The 23,764-nt window shown below is 64.7% G+C and carries 16 protein-coding genes; 1 reads left to right on the forward strand and 15 read right to left on the reverse strand.

Annotated elements, in window-relative coordinates; genetic code table 11:
* Positions 1–62: 62 nt before the first annotated feature.
* The 15 genes from BLV60_RS33935 to BLV60_RS04450 all read right to left on the reverse strand — a co-directional run bounded on the left by BLV60_RS33935 (position 63) and on the right by BLV60_RS04450 (position 22,668).
* A complete protein-coding gene (locus tag BLV60_RS33935) occupies positions 63–548 on the reverse strand; it encodes a hypothetical protein (RefSeq protein WP_093179504.1) in 486 nt (161 codons plus the stop codon).
* On the reverse strand, positions 545–5,251 hold the full coding sequence (locus BLV60_RS04385; RefSeq protein ID WP_093050576.1) for an RHS repeat-associated core domain-containing protein: 4,707 nt from the start codon (positions 5,249–5,251) through the stop codon (positions 545–547). The genes BLV60_RS33935 and BLV60_RS04385 overlap by 4 nt, the downstream gene beginning before the upstream one ends.
* A gap of 51 nt (positions 5,252–5,302) precedes the next feature.
* Positions 5,303–5,698 carry a hypothetical protein gene (locus tag BLV60_RS04390; RefSeq protein ID WP_143042546.1) on the reverse strand — a complete coding sequence of 132 codons (396 nt, stop codon included), beginning with the start codon at positions 5,696–5,698 and terminating at the stop codon, positions 5,303–5,305.
* Between the two features lie 41 nt (positions 5,699–5,739).
* Entirely contained in the window at positions 5,740–6,234 is a 495-nt protein-coding gene (locus tag BLV60_RS04395) for a pentapeptide repeat-containing protein (RefSeq protein ID WP_093050581.1), read from the reverse strand.
* 27 nt (positions 6,235–6,261) lie between these two features.
* Positions 6,262–6,516 (reverse strand): hypothetical protein, encoded by a 255-nt coding sequence (locus BLV60_RS04400; RefSeq protein WP_093050584.1) that lies wholly within the window; start codon positions 6,514–6,516, stop codon positions 6,262–6,264.
* 86 nt (positions 6,517–6,602) lie between these two features.
* Complete coding sequence (locus BLV60_RS04405) at positions 6,603–6,935, reverse strand: hypothetical protein (RefSeq protein ID WP_093050587.1); 333 nt, start codon at positions 6,933–6,935, stop codon at positions 6,603–6,605.
* Positions 6,936–6,963: 28 nt separating this feature from the next.
* Positions 6,964–11,796 (reverse strand): RHS repeat-associated core domain-containing protein, encoded by a 4,833-nt coding sequence (locus tag BLV60_RS04410; RefSeq protein ID WP_093050590.1) that lies wholly within the window; start codon positions 11,794–11,796, stop codon positions 6,964–6,966.
* Between the two features lie 61 nt (positions 11,797–11,857).
* Positions 11,858–14,854 carry a type VI secretion system Vgr family protein gene (locus tag BLV60_RS04415; protein WP_093050592.1) on the reverse strand — a complete coding sequence of 999 codons (2,997 nt, stop codon included), beginning with the start codon at positions 14,852–14,854 and terminating at the stop codon, positions 11,858–11,860.
* A gap of 593 nt (positions 14,855–15,447) precedes the next feature.
* Entirely contained in the window at positions 15,448–17,622 is a 2,175-nt protein-coding gene (locus BLV60_RS04420; RefSeq protein WP_093050595.1) for a LamG-like jellyroll fold domain-containing protein, read from the reverse strand.
* A 93-nt stretch (positions 17,623–17,715) separates the two neighbouring features.
* Positions 17,716–18,912 (reverse strand): MFS transporter, encoded by a 1,197-nt coding sequence (locus BLV60_RS04425; RefSeq protein WP_256328851.1) that lies wholly within the window; start codon positions 18,910–18,912, stop codon positions 17,716–17,718.
* Positions 18,912–20,024 carry a chorismate synthase gene (gene aroC, locus BLV60_RS04430; RefSeq protein WP_093050598.1) on the reverse strand — a complete coding sequence of 371 codons (1,113 nt, stop codon included), beginning with the start codon at positions 20,022–20,024 and terminating at the stop codon, positions 18,912–18,914. The genes BLV60_RS04425 and aroC overlap by 1 nt, the downstream gene beginning before the upstream one ends.
* Positions 20,025–20,056: 32 nt before the next feature.
* Complete coding sequence (locus BLV60_RS04435; RefSeq protein ID WP_093050601.1) at positions 20,057–20,242, reverse strand: hypothetical protein; 186 nt, start codon at positions 20,240–20,242, stop codon at positions 20,057–20,059.
* Positions 20,243–20,289: 47 nt separating this feature from the next.
* Positions 20,290–21,867: an MFS transporter gene (locus BLV60_RS04440; RefSeq protein ID WP_371127350.1), complete on the reverse strand. Its 1,578-nt coding sequence runs from the start codon at positions 21,865–21,867 to the stop codon at positions 20,290–20,292.
* The gene (locus BLV60_RS04445; RefSeq protein WP_093050607.1) at positions 21,860–22,321 is read right to left on the reverse strand and encodes an SRPBCC family protein; all 462 of its coding nucleotides are present in this window, start codon (positions 22,319–22,321) and stop codon (positions 21,860–21,862) included. The genes BLV60_RS04440 and BLV60_RS04445 overlap by 8 nt, the downstream gene beginning before the upstream one ends.
* Entirely contained in the window at positions 22,210–22,668 is a 459-nt protein-coding gene (locus BLV60_RS04450; protein WP_093051787.1) for an ArsR/SmtB family transcription factor, read from the reverse strand. The genes BLV60_RS04445 and BLV60_RS04450 overlap by 112 nt, the downstream gene beginning before the upstream one ends.
* Positions 22,669–22,773: 105 nt before the next feature.
* On the opposite strand from BLV60_RS04450, the gene pip reads away from it, so the two are divergent.
* The gene (gene pip / locus BLV60_RS04455) at positions 22,774–23,727 is read left to right on the forward strand and encodes a prolyl aminopeptidase (RefSeq protein ID WP_093050610.1); all 954 of its coding nucleotides are present in this window, start codon (positions 22,774–22,776) and stop codon (positions 23,725–23,727) included.
* The last annotated feature ends 37 nt before the right edge of the window (positions 23,728–23,764 follow it).

Genomic DNA, 23,764 nt, shown 5'->3' on the forward strand with positions numbered 1-23,764 from the left:
CATCCACCACCTCGCCGGTTCGTACTTCTGTCGCCGGCTAAGTCACTCAAAGTCCGGATGAATTACTCACTTAACGAGGGACCAAGCAAGGACCTTTGCGCGTACTTCAAGAACTCCACGCCCACAGTAGGAATAATCCGCTTGAGGAGAAAGAGATAAAGCGGCATTGGGGTCACACTTTCGCTCGTGTCTGGATCCCATCCAGCCTCATCGTAAAAGCAGCAAACAGCGCACCGGATAAGTGCAGCCAGAGCTGGGTTTTCTTTTTCAGAACAATCGAATAGCGTCCAAAGCTCAATCCTGTGCGGCCTCCGTAACTCGTCACTATTGTCGTGACCCAAGCCAACTATTGCCACCTGCAAATGCTCAGCAACACTATCCAGTTGCGCGGATGAAGCGGCCTCGTTGAAACGTCCCGCCAGAATGCAATTACGCAGAAATTCCGCATACATTTTCATCATTCGGGGAAAGGGAACGTTTTTTTCCATCAACTGATCTTCAATGGCATCGAGGAATTCCGCCTCATGTTCACTATATGGTTCTGTCATTTTTTTACTCCGTCACAGACGCCGAGCCGGCCCATAACAATGCTGCACGAGCGGCAGTACGGTAGGAGCTTTCCATCATTTCGTTCAGTCATCGATGTCGCCCCTTGAACGACGCTACGAAGCTCATCAGCATTAGCTACCTTATGAGCATCAGCAATTTTGCTGAGTGCATCTGGCTCACCACACCAAGCATGCGTCTCAGAGCGTTGGTCGACTTCAACGTCGTCGTACATTTGTTTAACGACAGGGTTTTGCGCCCCCTTTCCGCCAGCCCCGCCGCTGTACCCGACCGCAGGCTCGGAAAGCTTCCCTCCTTCAATGGTGGTCCGAGTACCTCGGTCATTTGGCGTGATCCCTTTCTTTCGAGCAAGGCCCAGAGGATCTATCCATATGACCGGGTTAGACGCAAACTGGTGAAGATTGAGGCCACCAATAAGACCAATGGGGTCTCTTGAGACAAACCGCCCCGCCTGCGGGTCGTAGTATCGGTATCGGTTGTAGTGCAGCCCCGTCTCTTCATCCCAATACTGCCCCTGGAACCGAATCGGATTCCTGAACCCCGCCCTCCTGCCAGCCTCGCTGATCGCCTCCCGCGCCTCGCCCCACGCCCTGTACTGCGCCGACCACGCGACCTGTCCGTCATGGTCTGTCAGCTCTTGCGGCGTGCCCAGGTGATCGCACTGATAGAACGCCATCTCCTTCCTGTCGAACGCACGCGGCACATGCCTCTGCTCGCCGTTCCACAAAGGATCCTGCTCGATGTCGTAGACGCCGCCATTGGCCTGCATCAGCGCCTTCGCATCCGTCGTCTCACTCAGCGTCATCGCTGTTGCCCGGCGCACCTGCACCAGCGGCACGAACGAGTTCGCCTCATGGATGTAATGCACGCTCCAGCCGTGCTCACCGCCCTCTTCGATCGCTAACTTGCTTTGAGTGCTCTCGAACGCGAGCACGTCGCCATCCCAGCCGAACAGCGTCATGGTCTCGCCCGAGCGCTTGGCCAACCGACGCCCTAGCGCGTCGTAGCTGAAGGTGGTGGTGATGCCGCTGTGGTCCGTCGCAGCCGTCATCCGGTTGAAGCCGTCCCACGCGAAGACGGTCCGCCAGCCGTTGCGCACGCGCTCGGTCATGTTGCCGCGTTCGTCGTAGCGGTAGCTGGTGCCCGCGTAGTTCTTCAGCAGGTTGTCCAGCAGCTTGTTGGCTGGATGCCTGAGCGGGTCGCCGCTCGGTGGAGCGTCGACGATGTTGCCAGCAGGATCGAAGGCGAAGATCTCACGTCCGACGCGGCTGTTGGCTTCGAGCAGGCGGCCCACCGGGTCGTAGCGGTAGCTGAGGTTGCCGCGCCGGCTGTCGCCGATGGCGACTAGTTGGCCAACCTTGTCGTAGCTGTAGCTGCGCTGGATGCCAGCGCTCGACTCGATGGCGCCGGGCCTGGTGCGCGAGATCTGCTGCTCGAGCAGCCGCCCGGCCGGGTCGTACTTCTGGCGCTGGCTCAGTCCGTTGCCTTGTTCCCGTGTGACCTCGCGGTGCAGGTCGTCGCGCTCGAAGCCGAGGATGTCCTGGCCATCGAGCATCAGCCCGTGCACATGGCCGGAGCCGTACGTCAGCCACTGGGTCACGTGGCCGTCGGGCCGCACGGTGGCGATGCGCTGGTTGAGTTCGTCGTAGCGGTGCTGCCAGACTGCCGTGCGCTTGCGCTCCAGGTAGTGGTGGTGTTCGCGCGTCAGGTTGCCGGCCGGGTCATAGAACCACTGCAGGCGTGCGTCGCTGTTGGTCGCCTCGAGCAGGCGGCCGTTGCGGTCGTAGGCAAAGCGCTCCGACCGATCGCCGGCTCGGCGTTCGCTCAAACGGCCGAGCGGATCGAACTCGAGTTCGGTGCGGTGCCCCGCTTCGATCACCCCGGCGAGGACACCGGTGGTCTCCTCATGGATGTACTGCGTGGTCTTGCGGTCGAAGCCGGTTTCCTCGAGCAGGCGGCCCACCGGGTCATAGCGGAAGTCGTAGCGGCTGCCGTTCTCGTTGTGCAACTCGGTCAGGCGGCCCAGCAGGTCCCAGTAGTACTTGAGCGAGCGGCCCGCCGCGTCGGTGCGACCGGCGATCAGCCCGGCGCGCGTGTAGCTGTAGCGCGTGGCTCGTCCGAGCGCGTCTGTGTGCGTCAGCAGGCGGCCTTCGGCATCGTGCTCGAAATGCTCGCTCGTCTCGTCGGGCTGCACGATCTGTTCGAGCTGGCCGGCTGCGTAGCGATAGCCGGTGGTGTTGCCGGCAGCGTCGGTCGCCTTGGCAAGACGGCCCCTTTCGTCGTACTCCCAGCGGCTGGTCTTGGCAGAGCAGTCGGTGTAGCTGAGCAGTTGCCCCAATGGGGAATAGGCGAGCACCTTGACGCCGCCCTTCGCATCGGTGATCCGTACGGGCCTGCCGGCCTTGTCGTAGGCGTACTCGGTCTTGTGGCCGAGCGGATCGATCTCTTCCGTGAGATGGCCCTGTGCGTCGTAGTCACGCTTCCACACGCCGCCTTCGGCATCGAGGATGCCCGTGAGGCGATGCAGCTTGTCGTATTCGAAATACACGCGGCTGCCGTCGGCACGCGTGTGCGTCTGCAGGTTGCCGTCTTCGTCGTACGTGTAGTCGTCGGTGCTGCCGTCGGTGTGCACGTGGCGCGTGATGTTCTTCGCATCGTCGCGGAAGAACCATTCCTGCAGCTTGTCTGGGTGAATGATGCGGTAGGTGTAGCCCTGGATGTCGTAGTAGTGCCAGGTTTCGCCGCCCAGGGCGTCGGTCACGTAGGTCAGGCGGATGTTCTTGTCCCACTCCAGCGTAAGCGCGAAGCTGCCGTCGTCGGACCACTCGCGCACGGCCTTGGCGTCTGCGCCGGTGCCGTCGTATTCGAGGTTCATGCCTCGGCCGGTGCGGTCGGTGTAGCGGGTCACGAGATGGTGCGCGTAGGTATAGCTCCAGTTCGCGCCGTCTTCATCCTGCGCGGCGACGAGGTCACCTTCTGCGTCGTGCGTGTAGGCGGCCAGTTGACGAATGACCTGGCCGTCCTTCAGCTCCCACAGCGACTTGATCAGGCCGGTCTGCGCATCCGGCTGCGTGCCCACGTGCGCCATGACAGCTTCGCCCTGCTTGCTGATGATGTCGCTCAGCACGCGTTCGCCGGTCGAGGCGATCACGTGGTCGTAGCGCAGGCCGATGGACATGCCGTCTTTCGCCTGCTGCGCGACGAGCCGGAAGTGCGGCTGCTTGCTGTCGACGAGCTCGTAGATCTCACGCCATTCACCATGCTCGCCCGCAGGCAGTGGCTTGCCGAAGTCAAGTGCCAGCAGGCTCTCGTTCAGCCGCGAGATGCTGACCTCTTCGATGGCATCGAAATGCGTCTGCCCCACCTCCAGCAGCGGGTAGGCATGGCTGCGCCCGTCGGCTGCGTGATACACCAAGCTCGCCTGTCCCTGGCGTGCGCCGCGCACTGGCGTGGCAATGTCCACCCGCATGCTGTAAGGCGTGATCCACCGGGCCCCCAGGCTGCCGCGGTCGAAGGCATCGAGGTCGCTGGCATAGGTGCGCGCCCACTCGATCGCAAGCGGCGCGGCGAGCACGAAATCGGTGTGCGTGAAGCTCTCGTTGCCGGTAGCGAGGCTGATCGAGGCGCCCTTGCGTGCCGGCGCGGGGCAGTTCTTGCAGCCCGAAGTTCCCTGCGCCGGCGCCTGCTTGCTGATGTGTCCAAGCGGCGTGCCCGGGTTGTCCTTCTCTGCCTTGGCGCCCGCCTGCGGCGGCACGATGGCCGCGCGCTTCCCCTTCTTGCGCAGCAGTGCATCCCGCAGCTTGTGCAGCAGCCACATGATGCTGGCCTGAGCCTCCTTGTTGGCCAGCGCCGACAGTTGGCTGCGAAGCAGGCGCTTGAAGTCCAGCATCTGCGTGATCACGCCGTTGACCTTGCCGGCAACGCCCGCGGGCAGCTGGCTGGCGGCTGCCTTGGCGACATAGTTTGCCGACTGCTTGGTGTAGCGCACGGCCGTGCCCCACATGCGGCTCCAGGTACTCTGCGTTTTCGGATCGTGTACGCGCGTTTCCGTCGCACCGGGCTTCGCGACGTCGAACAAATCCTTCTGGCCCAGCACGCGCCGCAGGATATCCACCAGGTTGTCGATGATCTTGTCGGCAAGGTCGGCGCAGCTCTTGAGAATGCCGTCGAGCTTGTCGATGGCACCATCGATGAACTTGTCGAGCTCGCCCATGATGGTGGCGTTCAGGTGCCCCACCAGCGTCGTGACGATGGCTTCGCCCAGGTTCGAGGCGGCCGCCTTCAGCTCCTGCTTCACCAGATGAAGCGTGGGCCGAAGGCTCATGCGCGCTGCCGCCATGCTCGGCGGCAACGGGATCAGCCCGATCAGGTTGATGCCCAGGCTGACCCAGGTCAGGAATGCCTCGACCCCGTCCTTGGCTTTTTTCTCGACGATGTTGATGATGTCCAGGAACACATCCACCAGCGCCATGATGTTGCCGATGATCGGGATGCTGCCGAGCACCATCGTGAGGCGCTCCAGCGTCACGTAGCCGCCGCTGAACGAGCGCAGCCAGTCGTCCACCGCCTTGCTTGCGGCGGCGACGTCTTCCTTGACGATGGTGTTCAGCGGCGCTACCGCCGTCTGGGGTTCTCTCTCAGTTGGTTTCTGGCCTTGTTGTTGCGGGCCTTCGTTTCCTGCCATCTTCCCTCCCTGCCTCGAACTGGTACGTTGCCTTTGCTGCGGATGCGGGCTTCAGGGCCGGATCACGCAGTCCTTCATCGTGAGAAACGCCGAGCCCATCGCAAAGCCGACCTCGCAGCTCGCAGTGAACTTCGCACCGCTGCGCATCTCGCCCATCTTCTGGTTCTGTGCGTCGTCCGCCGGGGTCAAGCGCGCCAGTTCCTGATTGCCGCGCACATCGGCGGCGCGGATCATCGACGTGCCGCCGAAGGAATCAGACGCTTCGACGACCACCGCCGGGAACTGCACACGCTTGCCGTACTCCGGCATGCCGAGCGCGCGGCGGCCCTGCTTCTCGTAACTCTGGTGCAGCTTGGTCAGCGTGGTTTTCGTTTCCGTTTGCGCCAAGCACAGAGAGACGGCGCCCAGGAGGGCAGTGGCGATAAAGACGGTCTTGATGTTTTTCATGAACATGGAATCGATGAAGTGATGGCGTTGCCCGTCAGGGCTCAATTGATATTCGCGCCCTGAAACTCGAGCTGCTCGAATGTGCTGCCCGTGAAGTCCACGCTGCGCCCCTGCAGTCCCTGCGCACGCACCACGGTGCCGCCGCAGTTCAGCACCCCGACGTCGTTCCAGTGGCCGCCCGCGAAGCTGATGTCGTCCCACTGACATTGCGTGAAGGTGCTGGTACTGATGCTGCCGCCATCGAAGTTGGCGCGCGTGAAGCTGCAGTTGATGAAAGTGCAGCCGGTGATCGAAATGCCGCCGAAGTCGCACTGCGTGAAGCTGCAGCCCGTGAACTGGCAGGCGCTCCAGCCCGCCTGCTTGAAGCTGGTGGCGGTGAAACTGGTGCCGGTGAAGGTCGTTGCGGCGAACTGAGCGAGCCCCAGGTCGAGCCCTGCATAAGCGAAGCTGTCGGCCTGACCCACGAGCCCGGCGGGCGCACCGCCCGCGCCTTTGCGCCACATGTCGTGGGCGAGGATGATGACTTGAGAAGACATGTCGAATCCTTGGATGACGCCGTCGACTCAACGCGAGAGCTGCTTCCGGAGGATCCGGCCAGCGCGCTTCTCGATCAGCAGGCTGGGTTCGGGCAGGCCCGGCAAGGCGCCCCGATGGCCTTGCGGCTTGCCCTTCGCCACCCACGACGCGCTGTAGTCGTCGGATTCTTCGGCCAGGACGAGTTTGTAGTTTGCGAGCTGCAGGCCTGAAGACCTTGCATCTTCACAGGCTGCCGCAATCGCCTGCGCCGCCAGACCATCAACTTCGATGGTTTCGTTCATTCTCATTCTTCCTCCCTCTGCAAAATTGAAAGCACGAGTCCAGGCAGGCGCAACGTCTTTCGAGCCAGACCCGGTGCCGGGCGTCACTACCGGCTTCCTTGCTCCCGGAGTATTTCGCCCGTGGTCTTGGAGGCGATGTACGTGATCGACCGCCCCAGCTTGCTGGCGTTGCCGAGCCCCTTCTGCCCCGGAGGCAGCTTGGCCGTGAATGCAATGCCGATGGTGTTGACTCCGTTCTCGTCTTCGCCGTTTTCCTTTTTCCTCTCGGCGATGTGAACGTTGAAATTGTTCAGGTCCTGCCCGGTCTTCTCGAACAGCTTGTACGCGTTGCCCAACGCAACGACCACAGGTGTATTGAGCAGCAGCTGATCCGGCGACTCGACTTCGAAGATCGGTGCGGCAGAGGCATTGAAGTTCATGAAAATTCCCAACGCAATGATCAGGCTCTTAAAGCCTGTAGGTTTGATTCGCCTTCGGGTTGTAGCCCTTGTAGCCGTCGCTTGGCGTGCCGACGTAGCCTCGGTAGTCCGGATGATCATGTTGCATTCCTGCTTTGGCGGCGTCCTTGTCTTCGGGAGAGAAGTTGTTGCTTCCGTAGTAGTCCTTGGCCCGCGTTGTGCGATTCCCGTATTGATCCGAGTGATCCCCATGGGTGTGCCAGTAGCCCACTTCCTGGGCGCACTTCGGAATGCTCTTGGCCGTAGGGCCCCAGGGGTTGACGGTGTCCTTCTCGCCCCTGGTCGCCTTGGTGAAGTCGTATTTGCCATCCGGCGTCTTGTAGACCAGGCCGCCGTACTCCACGTTGTCTCGAATGGACTTGTCGTTGTAACGCATCATCGCCGCCTTGGCCGCGCCGTCCGCCGTGGCGAAACGACCTCCCTTGGCTGTCTTGCATTTGACAGGCGCAGCTTGCAAGCCCAACGGGTCGACCCACGCCACGGGATTGGGCACGTATGCATGGGTGTTAAGACCGCCGCCCAAGCCCAACGGATCGCTGCTGATGAATCTGCCAGCCTGCGGATCGTAGTAACGATGCCTGTTGTAGTGCAGCCCGGTCTCATCGTCCAGATACTGCCCCTGGAAACGGATCGGGTTGGCAAAGCCGGCCCGTCTTCCTGCTTCGCTGATGACCTCTCTTGCCTCGCCCCATGCCTTGTACTGCGCCGACCAGGCAATCTGGCCTTCATGATCCGTCAGCTCCTGGGGCGTGCCGAGGTGATCGCACTGGTAGAAGGCAATCTCCTCCTTCGCGAAGGCACCCGGCCTCGGCAGTTGCTCGCCGTTCCACAACGGGTCCTGCTCGATGTCGTACTCCCCGCCATTGGCATCCATCAGCGTTTTCACGTCCGTGGTCGAGCTCAGCGCGACGGCTCGCGCTTGCCTGATCTGCACCAGCGGCACAAACGAATCCGGCTCGTGGATGTAGTGGACGCTCCAGCCCCGGCCCTGCCGCTCGCTCTCGCCGGCCATGCTCTGCGTGCTCTCGAAGGCCAGCGTGTCGCCGTCCCAGCCGAACAGCGTCATGGCTTCGCGTGAGCGCTTGGCGATGCGTCGCCCCACAGGGTCATAGCTGAAGGTCGTGGAGCCCTCTTCGCTTGTGGCCGCGGTCATGCGGTTGAAGCCGTTCCATTCGAAGACCGTTTTCTTCCCGTTCTTGACGCGCTCGATCAAGTTTCCGCGCTTGTCGTAGCGGTAGGTGGTGCCCGCGTATTCCTTCAGCAGGTTGTCCAACAGCTTGCTGACTGCGCGCAGGCCTTGCGGCGCATCGCCGCGTGCGGCGTCGGCGATGTTGCCGGCCGGGTCGAATGCAAAGGTCTCGCGGCCCAGGCGACTGTTGGCTTCGAGCAGGCGGCCCACGGGGTCATACCTGTAGTTCAGATTGCCGCGCCGGCTGTCCCCGATGGCGGTCAGCTGACCGGCCTTGTCGTAGCCATAGCTCCGGCGAAGGCTCAGTGCGCCGGAGCTGTCCGGCTTCGCATGCGATATCTGCTGCTCCAGCAGCCTGCCGGCCGGGTCGTACCGCAGGCGCTGGCTCAGGCCATTGCCCTGCGTTCGACCGATCTCCCGATGAAGATCGTCGCGTTCGAAGCCCAGGATGTCGTGTCCATCAACAAGCAAGCCATGCACGTGGCCCGAACCGTAGGTCAGCCATTGCGTGACATGGCCGTCGGGGCGAATGGTCGCAATACGCTGGTTGAGCTCGTCGTAGCGGTGCTGCCAGACTGCCGTCTGCGCACTGGCCAGATGGTGCTGGTGCTCGCGCGTCAGGTTTCCGGCGGGATCGTAGAACCACTGCAACCTTGCGTCGGAATTGACTGCTTCGATCAACATGCCGTTGAGATCGAAGGCAAAGGTCTCGACCTGCCCCTCGCCCGCATTGCGCTCGACGAGGCGTCCCATCGGATCGAAACGAAACCCTGTCGTGTGCGCCTGCGCCTCGACGACTTGCACCAGCGCGCCGGTGGATTCCTCGTAGAGGTACTGCCTGCGTTGCCTGTCGAAGCCGGTTTCCTCCAGCAGTCTCCCCGCCGGGTCGTAGCTGAAGTTGTAGCGGCTGCCGTTTTCATTGCGCAGTTCGGTCAGGCGCCCCAGCAGATCCCAGTGGTATTGCAGCGTCTGGCCCGCGGCGTCGGTGCGTCCGGCCACGAGCCCGGCGCGGTTGTAGCTATAGCGAGTGCGACGACCCAACGCATCGGTGTGAGCGAGCAAGCGACCTTCGGCGTCATGCGTGAAGTGCTCGCGGGTCTGGTCGGGCAGGGAGACTTCTTCGAGTTGCCCCGGATGATTGCCATCGCTCCTTGAAGCAGCTTCGCCTTCCGGGGTGTAGCGATATCGGGTGGCCTGCCCTGCCGCATCGATGGTTTTGGTCAGCCGCCCGCGACTGTCGTACTCCCACCGGCTGGTCTTTCCCGAGCAGTCGGTGTAGCTGGCGAGCTGGCCGGCCGGGGTGTACGTCAGCTGCTTCGAACCGCCCTTGGCATCGGTGATGCACGCCGGCCGGCCGGCCTTGTCGTAGGCGTACTCGGTCTTGTGACCCAACGGGTCGATCTCTTCGGTGAGATGACCCTGTGCGTCGTAGTCGCGCTTCCAGATGCTGCCTTCGGCGTCGCGCAAGCCCGTCAGGCGATTCAGCCGGTCGTATTCGAAATGAACACGGCTGCCATCGGCCCGTGTGTGCATTTGCAGGTTGCCGGCGACGTCGTAGGTGTAGTCGTCGGTGCTGCCGTCTGTATGCACATGACGGGTGACGTTCTTGGCGTCATCGCGGAAGAACCATTCCTGCAGCTTGTCGGGATGGATGATGCGGTAGGTGTAACCCAGGATGTCGTAGTAGAACCATGTCTCGCCGCCCAGGGCATCGGTCACGTAGGTCAGGCGGATGTTCTTGTCCCACTCGAACTTCAGTGCAAAGCTGCCATCGTCGGACCACTCGCGCACCGCCTTGGCATCGGCGCCAGTGCCGTTGTATTCGAGGTTCATGCCGCGGCCGGTGCGATCGGTGTAGCGGGTCACGAGGTGATGGCTGTAGCTGTAGCTCCAGCTGGCGCCGTTCTCGTCCTTCGCGGACACGAGATCGCGTTCTGCATCGTGCGTGTAGGCGGCAAGCTGGCGCACGACCTGGCCGTCCTTCAACTCCCACAGAGACTTGATCAGGCCCGTGCGCGCATCGGGCTGCGTGCCCACGTGCGCCATGATGACTTCGCCTTGCCTGCTGATGATGTCGCTCAGCACCTGCTCGCCCGTGTCCGAGATCACATGGTCATAGCGCAGGCCGATGGAGGCGCCGTCCCTGGCTTGCAGCGTCACAAGCCGATAGTGCGACCGGCCTTCCACAAGCTCGTAGATCTCACGCCAGTTGCCCTGCTCACCCAGAGGCAGTGGCTTGCCGAAGTCCAGCGTCAGCAACGCCTCGCTCAGGCGCGAGACGGTCACCTCTTCGATGGGATCGCGATAGACCTGGCCCACGGCCAGCAAGGGGTAGGCGTGGCTGCGGCCATCGGCTGCGTGATAGACCAGACTCGGTTGGCCCTTGCGCTCGCCCCTGACTGGCGTCATCAGGTCCACGCGCGTGCTGTAGGGCGTGAGCCAGCGCGCGCCCAGGATGCCTCGGTCGTAGGCATCGAGCTGGCTGCGGTACGTGCGTGCCCATTCGATCGGCAACGGCGCGGCGAGCACGAAGTCTGTGTGGGTGAAGCTCTCGCAGCCAGTGACGAGGCTGATCGACTTGCCGAGCGCGACAGGCGCCGGGCAATTCTTGCAACCTGCGTCCTTCTGGCCATCCGCCTGCTTGCCGATGTGCCCGAGCTGGTCGCCCGGCTTGTCCTTCTGGGCCACCGCGCCTGCATTCGGCGAAACAATCGCGCCGCGCTGTCCCTTCTTGCGCTGGATGGCGGCCAGCAGCTTGTGCAGCAGCCACATGATGCTGGCCTGCGCCTCCTTGTCGGCCAAGCGCACGAGCTGGTTTCGAAAGTTCTTCTTGAAGTCCAGCAGGCTCCCGATCACGCCATTGACCTGCCCCGCCACGCTCTCGGGCAAGCGGTTGGCAGCAACCTTGGCGGCGTAGTTGGCCGACTGCTTCGTGTACTTGACAGCGCTGCCCCACAACCGGTTCCATGTGCTCTGGGTCTTCGGGTCGTGCACGCTGGTTTCCGCCACGACGGGCGTACTGACCGTGAACATGTCCTTCTGGCCCAGCACCCGCTGCAGGATGTCGACCAGGTTGTCCACGATGCTGTCGCCCAGCTTTGTGCAGCCTTGCAACATGTCTCCAAGCTTGGCGATAGCGCCATCGATGAAGACCTCCAGCTCGCCGACGATGGTCGCGTTCAGGTGTCCTACCAGCGTAGTGACGATGGCTTCGCCCAGGTTCGAGGCGGCCGCCTTCAGCTCCTGCCTCACCAGATGCAGCGTGGGCCGAAGGCTCATGCGCGCGGCCGCCATGTTCATCGGCAACGGGATCAACCCGATCAGGTTGATGCCCAGGCTGACCCAGTTCAGGAATGCGTCGATCCCGTCCTTGGCCTTCTTCTCGACGATGTTGATGATGTCCAGGAACACATCCACCAACGCCATGATGTTGCCGACGATCGGGATGCTCCCCAGCACCATCGTCAACCGCTCCAGCGTGACGTAGCCACCGCTGAACGAACGCAGCCAGTCGTCCACCGCCTTGCTCGCGGCGGCGATGTCTTCCGTAACGATGGTGTTCAGTGGCGCAACCGCCGTCTGGGGTTCGCGCTCCGTCGCCTGCGGCGTCGGCGCTGCTTCCGGTCCTGCCATTTTTTCTTGTTCTCTTCGAGCTTGTGCGTTGGGTTGGTGGAGTGCGGCGCGCCGCGGCGGGTCAGCCCATGAAGCCGGGTGTTCGACCTGTCAGTGCGGGGTTGGCGGCAGCTGTTGCAATGCCCGGCTTCATGCCACCCGAAGCCATGCCGCTCATCACACCGGTGATCGGCGCACCCATCGGCCCCAGCTTGGCGCCGGCCGCCTGGATCGCCATGCCGGTTGCTGCCTGGCTCGCCTGGCCGAGCAGCGCCTTGGCGCCCCCTTGCTGGATGGCCTGCGCTGCACCCACAGCCTGCTGCGCGACACCGGCCGCCTGGGTTACCTGGCCCAGCGTGCTCGCGGCCTTGCTGCCCATGCCTGCGACACCAGCGAGCGCGCCCGCAACACCGCCTGCCGAACCGGTCATGCCCGCAAAGCCGCTGGTCAAGCCCGAAAGCCCTGATACTGCGCCGCCGCCGCCCTCGGCGCCTGCGCCCGTCGCACCCTTTGCCTTCCAGTCCTTGGGCGTGCCGAAGTAGCTCCCCTCCTCCCACGGGTCGCGGGGGTCCTTGCCGAATGTGACCTTGGCGGTGCCGATGGGCAGGCCCGAGACGGTCGCGAACCCGTTGCGGTCGAAGTTGCCGGCGTGCGTGCCGCCTTCCGAATCGACCACGGTGAAGTCGCCCTGCGCCACGCCCTGGCGCTTTTCGCCAGTCGGCTTGATGTACTGGTGGTACAGGTCGAGCTGCCCCTTCGGCACCTGCGGCGGATTGGGCAGCGCAGGCTTGCCCTCGTTGGCGGGCCCGACGAGGCTGTGTACCGATGCGTGCTCGCGCCAGATGCCGGAAGTGCCGTGCTCGATCCCGCCCGAACTCCAGCGGCTGTAGCTCGAGCCGCCGTTGATCACCACCTCTTCCTTTGCGTGGATGGTGATCTTGTTGGCGGTCTGCGTGATGTTGAGCTTGGCCAGCACGTTGACGCTGTCCTTCAGCGCCTTGATGTCGATGTCTGCACCTGCCGCCACGAGCCGCATGCCGGCCTTGGAGGCGAACATGCGGATCGCGCTCTGCACGCTCACCAGCAGGCTCTTGCCCGCGCTCACGCTCGTATGGCCACCGCTGGTGAGCGCGCTGTGCTCGTTGCTCACGATGTGGGTCGAGCCCTGCGCCACGGTTTGCAGGCCCTTGGCGCTGGCCAATGTCAGGTGCGATTCCTGGAACTCGGGAAAGTCGCCCTGCTCGCGATTGCCGCCCTGTCCCTTGATGGCATCGTTCTGCTCCTTGAGGCTCGTGGTGACCTCGTCCTGGTCGCCAGCCTCGTGGGCCTGCGCACCTTGCGCCACTTCGCTCAGGCCTTCATGCAGATCGCGCGCCTGAGTGAGACGGCCCACCGTCTCGCTCATGTCGGTGATGTGCGCCTGCGCGTTCGCGCGCGCTTCGGTGGTGACCAGCAGCCCCTTGCCCGCACGCATCACCCCATGCCCGTCGGTACGCAACTCGAAGCCCTGCCCCCGGGCATCCTTGCGCCCCGCCGTGTCCTCGATGCGCCCGATGTGCCCCACGCTCAGTTGGCTGGCCTGGTGATCACTGCGCAGCTGCGCCTGGATCTTGCCTTGGGTGTCGTCGAGCACGATATGGTTGCTGCGCCCGCCGCCCAGCTCACGGCTCCTGATGCCCGACAGGTGCTTCTGCTCGGGCAGCTGCCACGCAGGCATGGTGTCGGCGTTGTGCACGCAGCCGGTGACGATCGGGTAGTCGGGGTCGCCGTTCAGAAAGTCGACGATCACCTCCATGCCGATGCGCGGCACGGAGGTCATGCCGAAGGTGGCGCCCGCCCACGCGGTGGACACGCGCACCCAGCAGCTGGAGTGTTCGTTCTCCTGCCCGATGCGGTCCCACTGGAACTGCACCTTGATGCGTCCGTACTGGTCGGTCCAGATCTGCTCGCCCTGCGGGCCCACCACCATGGCCGTTTGCGGGCCACGGGTGCGCGGCTTGGCCGTGGTGCGCTGCGGGCGCCAGGCGTAGCTGGTGGGCTGCGCGTCGAAGGCGAAGCGCTGCACGGAGCCGTCTGTGCCTTCTGCACCCTCGCTGGCCTGCAGGTTCTCCTGCAGGTGGTAGCTCACACCCACGAGCAGGTACTGCTGGTTCTGGTCGGCCTTGGGGTGGCCGGTCAGGCGCAGGGTGTGGCCGGTGGCGAGTTCGCGCAGGTTGGCGCGGCCGGTGACGCGGCTGCGCTGGCTCAGTTGTTCTTCGTTGCGGATGCGCGCGTAGGTCTCGCCGTCGCCGTGCTGCACGAAGCCGCCGGGCCATTCGTACTGTTCGTAGGCGTCGTGGTCGTGCCCGGGCGGCATCTGGCGCAGGTGCGACAGTTCGGCCTTGGGCTTCTGGAAGTCGTAGTCGTCGTTGTAGTGGTGGCCCGAGCGCACTTCTTCCGCGATCTCCCACGCATAGATGCGCTCGCGCTGGCCCATGCCGGACTTCTCCAGCGGGTGGTAGCGCACTTCTTCCCCGCCGGGCAGCGGGCTGTGCGAGTGGGCGATGTCATCGGCGAACACGAGCACGTGCTGCGAGGCCTCGTGCCTGAAGTGGTAGTAGATGCCTTCGAGCTCGCACAGGCGAGAGATGAAGTCGAAGTCGCTCTCGTGGTACTGCACGCAGTAGTCCCACTGCCGGTAGTCGCCGCGCGTGAGCTTCTTCTCGATGGGGTAGCCGTAGCTGCCGAGCACTTCCATCACGATGTCGGGCACGCTCTTGCCCTGGAAGATGCGAAAGTCGCTGCGCCGCGTGGCCAGCCACAGCCAGGGCCGCAGGCGCATCCGGTAGAAGGAGTGCCGCGCATCCTCCTGCTCCAGCCCGAAGCGGGTGGCAATGCCGCCCAGGTAGCGCACGCCGCCTTCGGTTTCCACCGACACGGTGGTGGCCTTGCCCAGCAGGGTCTTGGGGTCGATGTTGTTGCTGTTGCCCAGCAACTCGATGTCGAAGGCGTACAGCTGGCTCAGCGCTTCGCGGCCTACCAGCTGGCGGAATTGCAACGCTTCGCCTGCGGGCGTCTGGATCGTTACTCGGCGCGTCATTGCAACGCCCCGTCAGTCCTGTAGCCCCAATTAATTAATAAAGACTTAGAAAATAAGAATATTGTTTTAGCAATGAGCCTCATGCCCACCTCCCGCTGCACATTTTGACAATTATTTTAAATGTTGATTTATCGTAAGAATCGATGCGAAAAATAGATGGCCAATTAAATCAGCATAAAGTTCGCCCCCCTGCCACTGCCAGTGCAGGAAGTCACGCGGAGGGTCAATGCGTGATGAATTACTGGTCCGAATCAATTGCCGTGCCGGAGAAGGCTCGGCCCGTGATGAGTGAGCACTGGTCGGAAGACTGAAAAGCGAGCCCGAATTGCGCTATTTCCGATGCTCGCCCTTGGCTATGCGTGACGAAGCCACTGCCGGGCCGGGGCTTTGGCGACAAAAACGCGTCAGGGCGCGTATCGCTGGCCAACCTCGATGAATACGACTACCCGAACATCGGGCGGTCGTTGCGCAAACTGGCTTCGGAGCACTTTGCGATCTTCGAGAAGGGAACGGCAAGGGTCCCGCGAAGACAGCAGCGAAGGCGGGAAAGGCCGGCAAGAAGCAGTAAGCCGGCCTTTCCGTGCCAAGGGGGCTCAGGCCGGCTTGCGTGCCGTGAGCCACTGCGCCGGCGTCAGCGCCGCCGCCACCACGCGCACCTCACCGAGGTTGCCGAAGAAGCCGTCAGCGCGCGCACCGTCCCACGAGCCACCGCCCACCACCCAGGGCGACGTGGCCGAGAGCGTGGCCAACCCAGGGATGGCCGCCGCGTTGCGCAGCACGGGCGCGCCTTCGACGTACATCGTGGTGTCGTGCGACACCGGGTCGTTCACGATCGCGACGTGCACCCAGCGATCGGCGATGACCTCGCCCGACCAGTTGGCCTTGGGCTCGCGAGTACCGGCCGGGCTCGGCACCACTTCCCACTGCACTTCGCGCAGGCTCGAAATGGCGAACAGCATGGGTGGGGATTCCGGGTCGCCGCCCGAATAGCCCGCCAGATCGCCGCGGCGGCCGTCGCGCGTCATGATGTTCATCCACGCTTGGTTGGCGCTGGTCCAGCTCTTGTCGATCTTGATGAAAGCCTCGATGGTGTAGCCGCTTTCCAGCGTCTGCGCGTTGATCGGCGCAGCCGTGTCGGTGAGGAAGTAGCTCAGGCGCGGCGTGTTCTTGTTGGTGTTCAGGAAACGCACCGAGCCCGGTGCGGCGGAAAGGTAGTGGCGGTCATCCGTCCACACGATGTCGCCGTCGGCAGCACCTACCACGCCGCCCTGATTCAGCGCATCACGGTGCAGCGGGTTGTTGCCCGTGACGTCAGCTACCACAGTGCCCGGCAGCACCGGCTGGTTGACCGCGCCGCCGAAGAAGCGCCAGTGCGCCAGCGTGTTCGCGACCTTGGGGTAGTCGTCCGAGTTCGCCGCAGGCCGCTGCTCGATCGTGGCCGGGTCCTTGTAGTTGGCGAGGATCATCGCGCGGGCCTTGTCCACCAGCGAGCTCTCGATGGTGGCGCTGCCGGTGCCGAAGCTCTTGTTGAAGCCCGCGAAGCGCTGCGCGAAATCCATGTCGATGACGAAGGCCTCGTTGGGCGTGGTGAGCACGGCCTGGTCGAAGCTGTTGAGCGTGGCGGCCGGCTTCTGCGGCACCCACGGCGAGAACGACAGCACCTTGATCTTCTTGTTGGTCAGGTCGAACTCGTACAGGCGCATCAGGCCGTTGCCGCCCTGGTAGGCCATCTGGTAGTCGACCACCATCTCCTCGACCTTGCGGCCGAAGTCGTTGGTCTTCGTGAGATGCGCGGCGCCATGGTGATGGCCGTTGAGCGTCATGAAGATCTGGTCGTTGTCGCGGATCAGTTTCTCCCAGAGCATCTTGCCGTAGTCGGTCTCGAGCGGGCTGGTGCCGTCGGGCGCGATGTTGAGCAACTGGTGGTTCACCAGGATGACGGGCAACGTCGGATTCTTCGCGATCACCTGGCGGGCCCAGGCGATGCCTGCGTCAGAAATGCGCCATGACAGCGACAGCACCATGAACTTCTGGCCCTGCGCCTCGAACACGTGGTACTCGTGGAAGCCGCTGGGGTCGCGCGCGCCGAAGGTGGCCTGCTTCTTCGCGCGCTCAGTGCCGAACCACTGGATGTAGGGCTCGTTGGCGGGAGTACGGCTGGCATCGGTGCCGCCGACGGGGTCGATGCTGTAGTCGATGTCTTTCATCACGTCATGGTTGCCGGCGAGCACGCTGTAGGGCAGCTTCGCGTCTTCGAGCACCTTCATCGCGGCATCGGCCACCTTCCACTGATCGGGCTTGCCGACCTGGTCGACCACGTCGCCAAGGTGGATGGTGAAGGGAATGTTCAGCGCCTTGGCATTGGCGGCGATCCACTTCGTCTGGGCGGCGAAGGGTGCGCTGCCGAAGCGCTTGTCATATTGGTCGCTCTCGGCGGCAGTGGCATAGCGTGCATAGAACTGCGTGTCGGGCATCACGGCGAGCGCGAAGCTTGAGATCTTGGCTGCGACGGCCGGCGGAGCGGGCGGCGGCGCCGATGCCGGGGCGGGTGCAGGCGCCGGCAGCGGGCCCAAGGCGGGTGAACCGCCGCTACCACCGCCGCAGGCCGCGAGCAAGGCGCTGCTGCCGCCAACGGTCAGCAGCGATGCGCCGAGCTTGAGCACCTGGCGGCGCGGCGGCGTGTTGTTGTTCTGTTCGGAATCATTCGATTCGGCAGGCGAAGCAATGCGCGGCGTGCGGGCGCCGCGCGGGTCGTCGGAAACGGACATGGAAAAGGAGGAGAAATTGCGAAGCTCGCAGCGTAGAAAGCTGCGGTGACATGCGCATGCAAGGCCCATGACACATTGTTTCCCCGTCAGGCCCTACTTCTTACTGGCCGCGCGCTCCATCCGATCCAGCCTCACCACACGCCACGCACAAAGGCTGCCAAGCACAGCCAGCAGCGCCGCCGCCGTGAACATCGTGCGATAGCCGAAAGCCTGCGCGACCGCACCGCCAAGCAACACGCCCAGCACGCCGCCGAAGCCATAGCCGATCACCGTGAACAGCGCCTGCCCTCGCCCGCGCAGGTGGCCGGGGAAGCGGCGCGACACCACCGCGATGCAGGTCGTGTGATGCGCCGCGAAGCTCAGCGCATGCAACCACTGCGCCACGATGAGCGCCGCAATCCAGCCGCCCAGCCCTGCGGTCAGCCCCAGCCGCGCGACGGCCGCGATGCCGCACACCAGCATCCAGCGCGGCATCGGCATCAGGCCGATGAGCCGGCCCTGCAAGAAGAACCACACGATTTCCGCCACCACAGACAGCGCCCACAGCAGGCCGATGGTGCTCTTGCCGTAGCCGATCGAATCGAGGTACAGCGAGAAGAAGGCGTACACCGAGAAGTGCGACATCACCTGGAAGAACAGCGCCGCGAAGAACCACCGCACCGCCGGATTGCGCAACACCGGCCCGATGGGCTCCTTCACTGCGTCGTGCGCCGCGGGCGGCTCGCGCACGTCGGGCAGCTTCATGGTCGCGATCAGCACGATGGCCAGCGTGCCCGCGGCCCAGGCCGGAAAGTGCTTCATGCCGAAGCGCTCGAACCACTCGCCTGCCACGAACACCGTGAGCAGAAAACCGGCCGATCCGCACAGCCGGATGCGCCCATAGCGCCCCCAGTCGCCGGCCACCAGTTGCGCCATCGCGGCCTCGGTGAGCGACATCATCGAGCTGGTGTGGGTGAACATCACGAGCAGCACCAGCGCGAGCCACCACGCGCCGCCGTGCCACCACAGCCCGAAGGAGCTGAGCAGCGCCACGGCCGCACTGAAGCGCAGCAGCTTGACGCGCTGCCCCGTGTGGTCGCTGAGCGCGCCCCAGGCATAGGGCGCGAACACCCGCGTGATCGACTGCACCGAAGCCAGCAGGCTGATGGTGAAGATCGGCAGCCCCAAATCCTTGAGCCACAGGGGAAGGTACGGGTTGAAGAACCCGATGTGCGCGAAATAGCTGGCCGACAGACCAGCGAATGCCAGCATGTGGCCGCGCGCGGCCGCCACTGGTGGCGGGGCGGACACTACAGGAAGGACGCCTGCGGCGACGCGGCCTCGGTCTTGCCGGCTTGCGTTTGCACGTCGCCGCACTGCGCGCGGTTGCGCAGCACGTGCTCCATGACCACCAGCGCCAGCATGGCTTCAGCGATGGGCGTCGCGCGAATGCCGACGCACGGGTCGTGACGGCCCTTGGTGACGACTTCGACGGGGTTGTTGTTGATGTCGATGGACTGGCGCGGGCTGATGATCGAGCTGGTGGGCTTGATCGCGATGCTCACCTCGAGGTCTTGCCCCGAGCTGATGCCGCCGAGGATGCCGCCGGCGTTGTTCGTGACGAAGCCAGTGGGCGTGATCGAGTCGCCGTGCGTAGTGCCGCGCTGGGTGACGCTGTCCCAGCCGGCGCCGATCTCGACCGCCTTCACCGCGTTGATGCCCATCATCGCGTAGGCGATCTCGGCGTCGAGCTTGTCGAACAGCGGCTCGCCGAGGCCAACGGGCACGCTGGTGGCGGTGACCCGGATGCGCGCGCCGCACGAATCGCCGGCCTTGCGCAGGCGGTCCATGTAGTTTTCCAGCGCGCTCACGTCGGCGATGGGGGCGAAGAAGGGGTTGTTGGGCACGTGCTCCCAGCTCTCGAACGGAATGGCGATTTCGCCGATCTGCGTCATGCAGCCGCGAAACACCATGCCATGCTTCTCAGCCAGCCACTTCTTGGCGACCGCGCCGGCCGCGACCATGGGTGCGGTCAGCCGTGCCGAGGAGCGCCCGCCGCCGCGCGGATCGCGAATGCCGTATTTCTTCCAGTAGGTGAAGTCGGCGTGGCCGGGGCGGAACTGCTGGGCGATCTGCCCGTAGTCCTTGCTGCGCTGGTCGGTGTTCTGGATCAGCAGTGCGATGGGGGTGCCGGTGGTCTTGCCTTCGTACACGCCCGACAGGATCTGCACTGCGTCGGGCTCGTTGCGCTGGGTGACGTGGCGGCTGGTGCCTGGGCGCCGGCGGTCGAGGTCGCCCTGGATGTCGGCCTCGCTGAGTTCCATGCCCGGGGGGCAGCCGTCGATGACGCAGCCGATGGCCGGGCCATGCGACTCGCCGAAATTGGTGACCGCGAAGAGTGTTCCGAAGGTGTTGCCGCTCATGGCGGGGATTATCCCTACAAAGCGGCCGCCCCTCAGTCGGTCGTGTTTTCCAGGCGCTTGGTCAGCGCGCCCACCTGCAGCTCGATGGAGAACAGCCGCTCGTTCAGCACCGCAGTCTGGAGCCGGATCGCCTCGATGATGGCCTTGGTCTGCGGGTCGGGGGCGTTTTCGCAGAGTTCGGCCAGGTCATGCAGCTTCTTGCGCAGTTCGTTGCTCATGGAAGGCTCCGGTGATCGCGTCGTGGAAGCCCCAGTATGGGGTTTCGTCAACGCTCCGGCAATGCGGCGGCACCCGGGGTTTCGGGTGCTACCGCCCCTCCCGCCCCACGCAGCCGCACGGCCACCAACCCGCCTACGAACAGCAATACCGCCGCGCAGATGCCGGCCGTGAGGCGCAGGCCATGCAGCAAGGCCTCGCGGCCCGCCTCGAGCAGTTCGGCGCCCGCGCTCCCGCCAAGCTGCCCGGCCAGCACGACCGCGCCGCCCAGCGTGCTGCGGGCGGCTTCCACCTCGGCCGGGCCCGCAAGGCCCATCGGCACGGCATCGGCCATGGTGTTGCGGTAGATGGCCGCGCCGATGCTGCCGAGGATCGCGATGCCCAGCGCGCCGCCGAATTCCGAGCTGGTCTCGGAAATTGCCGAGGCCACGCCCGCGCGCTCCGGCGGTGCGCTGCCCACCACCAGGTCGGTCGCCAGCGTGAACACCGGCGCCAACCCTAGCGAGGAGATGACCGCGCTGCTCACCATCCAGGCCAGCCCGTCCTGCGCGGGCAGCACGGCCAGCATGCCGAAACCCAGCGCCGCCACCGCCAGCCCGCCGCCCATCACGAAGGCCGGTCGCATGCGCCGCGCCAGTGCCGGCACGACCATCGAGCCGACGATGAAGGCCCCCGCGCCCGGCATGCTCCACAGGCCCGCATGCAACGGCGACAAGCCGAGCACCAGCTGCAGGTACTGGGCGTTGTACAGAAAGATGCCGAACATCACGAAGCAGGCCAGCATGTAGGAGCCGAGCGAAACGCTGAAGGCCGGCAAGCTGAACAACCGCAGGTCGATCATCGGGTCGGCCAGCCGCTTCTGCCGGCGCACGAACAGCGCTCCGAGCACCAGCCCGAGCACGATCGACAGCACCGGCATCGCATGCATGCCGTGCTCCGCGATCTGCTTGACACCGTAGATCACCGGCAGCACCGCGCCCAGCGACAGCGCCACGCTGGCCAGATCGAGCCGGGCCGCGTCGGGGTTGCGGTACTCGGGCAGCAGCAAGGGTCCGAGCACCAGCAGCAGCACCATCACCGGCACGCCGATCAGGAACACCGAGCCCCACGGAAAGAACTGCAGCAGCACGCCGCCCAGCACCGGGCCGATGACGGCGCCAGCCGAGTAGCTCGAGATCCACACGCCGATGGCCACGGTGCGCTGCCCCGGGTCGAGAAACATGTTGCGGATCAGCGAGAGCGTGGACGGCGCCAGCGTCGCGCCCGCCACGCCGAGCAGCGCCCGGGTAGCGATGAGCATGTTGGCGCTGGTCGAGAACGCCGCCAGCACCGAGGCGACGCCGAACGCCGCCGCGCCGATCAGCAGCAGCCGCCGCCGTCCAATGCGGTCGCCCAGCGTGCCCATGGTGACCAGCAGGCCGGCCACGAAGAAGCCGTAGATGTCGACGATCCACAGCAACTGCGAGGCCGTGGGCTTGAGGTCTTCGCTGATCGACGGGATCGCGAGGTTCAGCACCGTGAGGTCCATCGAATAGAGCATGCATGGCAGCGCGATGACCGCCAGGCCGGTCCATTCGCGCACCGTGGCGCGGGCCGGAGCTGGTGTGTTCTTCATTCTTTCAGGCAGCAAGGCTTAGCCAGCCCTCCAGCTTGACGAGCGCTCCGCTCCAGCCGTGGTTGTGGGCATCGCGCGCGGCTTCGTCGAAGAACTGCTCGTGCAGCAGCACCAGCTCGCAGCCCTCGGCATCGGGCTCGATGCTCAGGGTGACGCGCGACTCGCGCTCCGGCGTGCTGCGCCAGGCCCAGCTGAAGACCAGCTCGCGGTTCGGAACCACTTCGAGATACGTGCCGCTCACGTCGTGCGTCTCGCCGTCGTTGGCCAGCATGGCCACGCGAAAGCGCCCGCCCACGCGCAGGTCGACCTCGGCGATGGGTACCGAAACGATCTCCTCGGGCCCGAACCAGAGCTTCAGCGCTTGCGGGTCGGTCCACGCGCGCCAGACTTTGTCGGGCGAGACGCGGTAGTGCCGCCTGAGGCTGAGCGAGGGGCGCTCTGCGTCGCCGGTGGAAGGGTTCGCCATTCGGTCTCCTCCTGGTGATAGAGAAAGCGCGCCAGTGCATCGAGGCGCCCGGTCCAGAACTTCTCGTAGCGGGACAACCACACGGCGGCCTCCTGCATGGGCCGGGGCGACAGCTCGCAACGCACGATGCGGCCCTCTTTCGTGCGAGAAATGAGCCCCGCGTCTTCGAGCACGCGCAGGTGCTTCATGAAGCCGGTGAGGGACATGTCGTGCGGCCCGGCCAGCTCGGTCACGCTGAGGCTGCGCTCGCCCAGGGCTTCGAGCACGGCGCGCCGCGTGGAATCGGAGAGCGCGGCGAAGACTGCGTCGAGGGCGTCGGTGTCCGGATGAGCGGCTGAGTGAACCATGCGGTTGAGTATCTGGAAGGCCTGCAGGCCCGTCAAGCGGCGCTTCCCAAAAGCCCCTTCGTGCGACCATTCATCCTGAATCATCGACAGGCAAAGGCCCCTCCAATGACCGAACTGCGCCAACCATATCCCCCGATCGAACCGTACGAAAGCGGCATGCTCGACGTGGGCGACGGCCACCAGATCTACTACGAGCGCGCGGGCACGCCCGGCGCCAAGCCCGCAGTGTTCCTGCATGGCGGCCCTGGCGGCGGCATCTCGCCCGAACACCGGCGGCTGTTCGACCCGGCACGCTACGACCTGATGCTGTTCGACCAGCGCGGCTGCGGCCGCTCGCTGCCGCACGCCGGCCTGGAGGCCAACACCACATGGCATCTGGTCGCCGACATCGAGCGTCTGCGCGAGCGCGCGGGCGTCGACAAGTGGCTGGTGTTCGGCGGCTCGTGGGGTTCGACGCTCGCCCTCGCCTACACCCAGAAGCATCCCGAACGCGTGAGCGAACTGGTGCTGCGCGGCATCTATACCGTGACCCGGGCAGAACTCCGGTGGTACTACCAGTTCGGCGTGTCGGAGATGTTCCCCGACAAGTGGGAGAAGTTCCAGGCTCCCATTCCCGAGGCCGAGCGCGGCGACATGATCGCGGCCTACCGCAAGCGACTCACCGGCGACGACCCGGTGGCACGCATCGAGGCGGCGCGCGCCTGGAGCGTGTGGGAGGCCGAGACCATCACCCTGCTGCCGAGCCCGGCGATTGCCGAAGCGCATGGCGAAGATCATTTCGCGCTGGCCTTCGCACGGCTGGAAAACCACTACTTCGTGCACGACGCCTGGCTCGAAGAGGGCCAGTTGCTGCGCGACGCGCACCGGCTGCACGGCATTCCCGGGGTGATCGTGCACGGCCGCTACGACATGCCCTGCCCCGCGCGCTACGCATGGGCGCTGCACAAGGCCTGGCCCGAGGCGGAGTTCCATCTGATCGAGGGCGCGGGGCATGCCTACTCGGAGCCCGGCATCCTCGACCGGCTGCTGCGCGCGACCGACGGTTTTGCCAGCCGCTGAATCGCGCGCAGCCGCTACGGCCCGGGAACGCTTTATG

The sequence above is a fragment of the Variovorax sp. YR634 genome, from assembly GCF_900106655.1.
In the GTDB taxonomy this organism is placed as follows: domain Bacteria; phylum Pseudomonadota; class Gammaproteobacteria; order Burkholderiales; family Burkholderiaceae_C; genus Variovorax.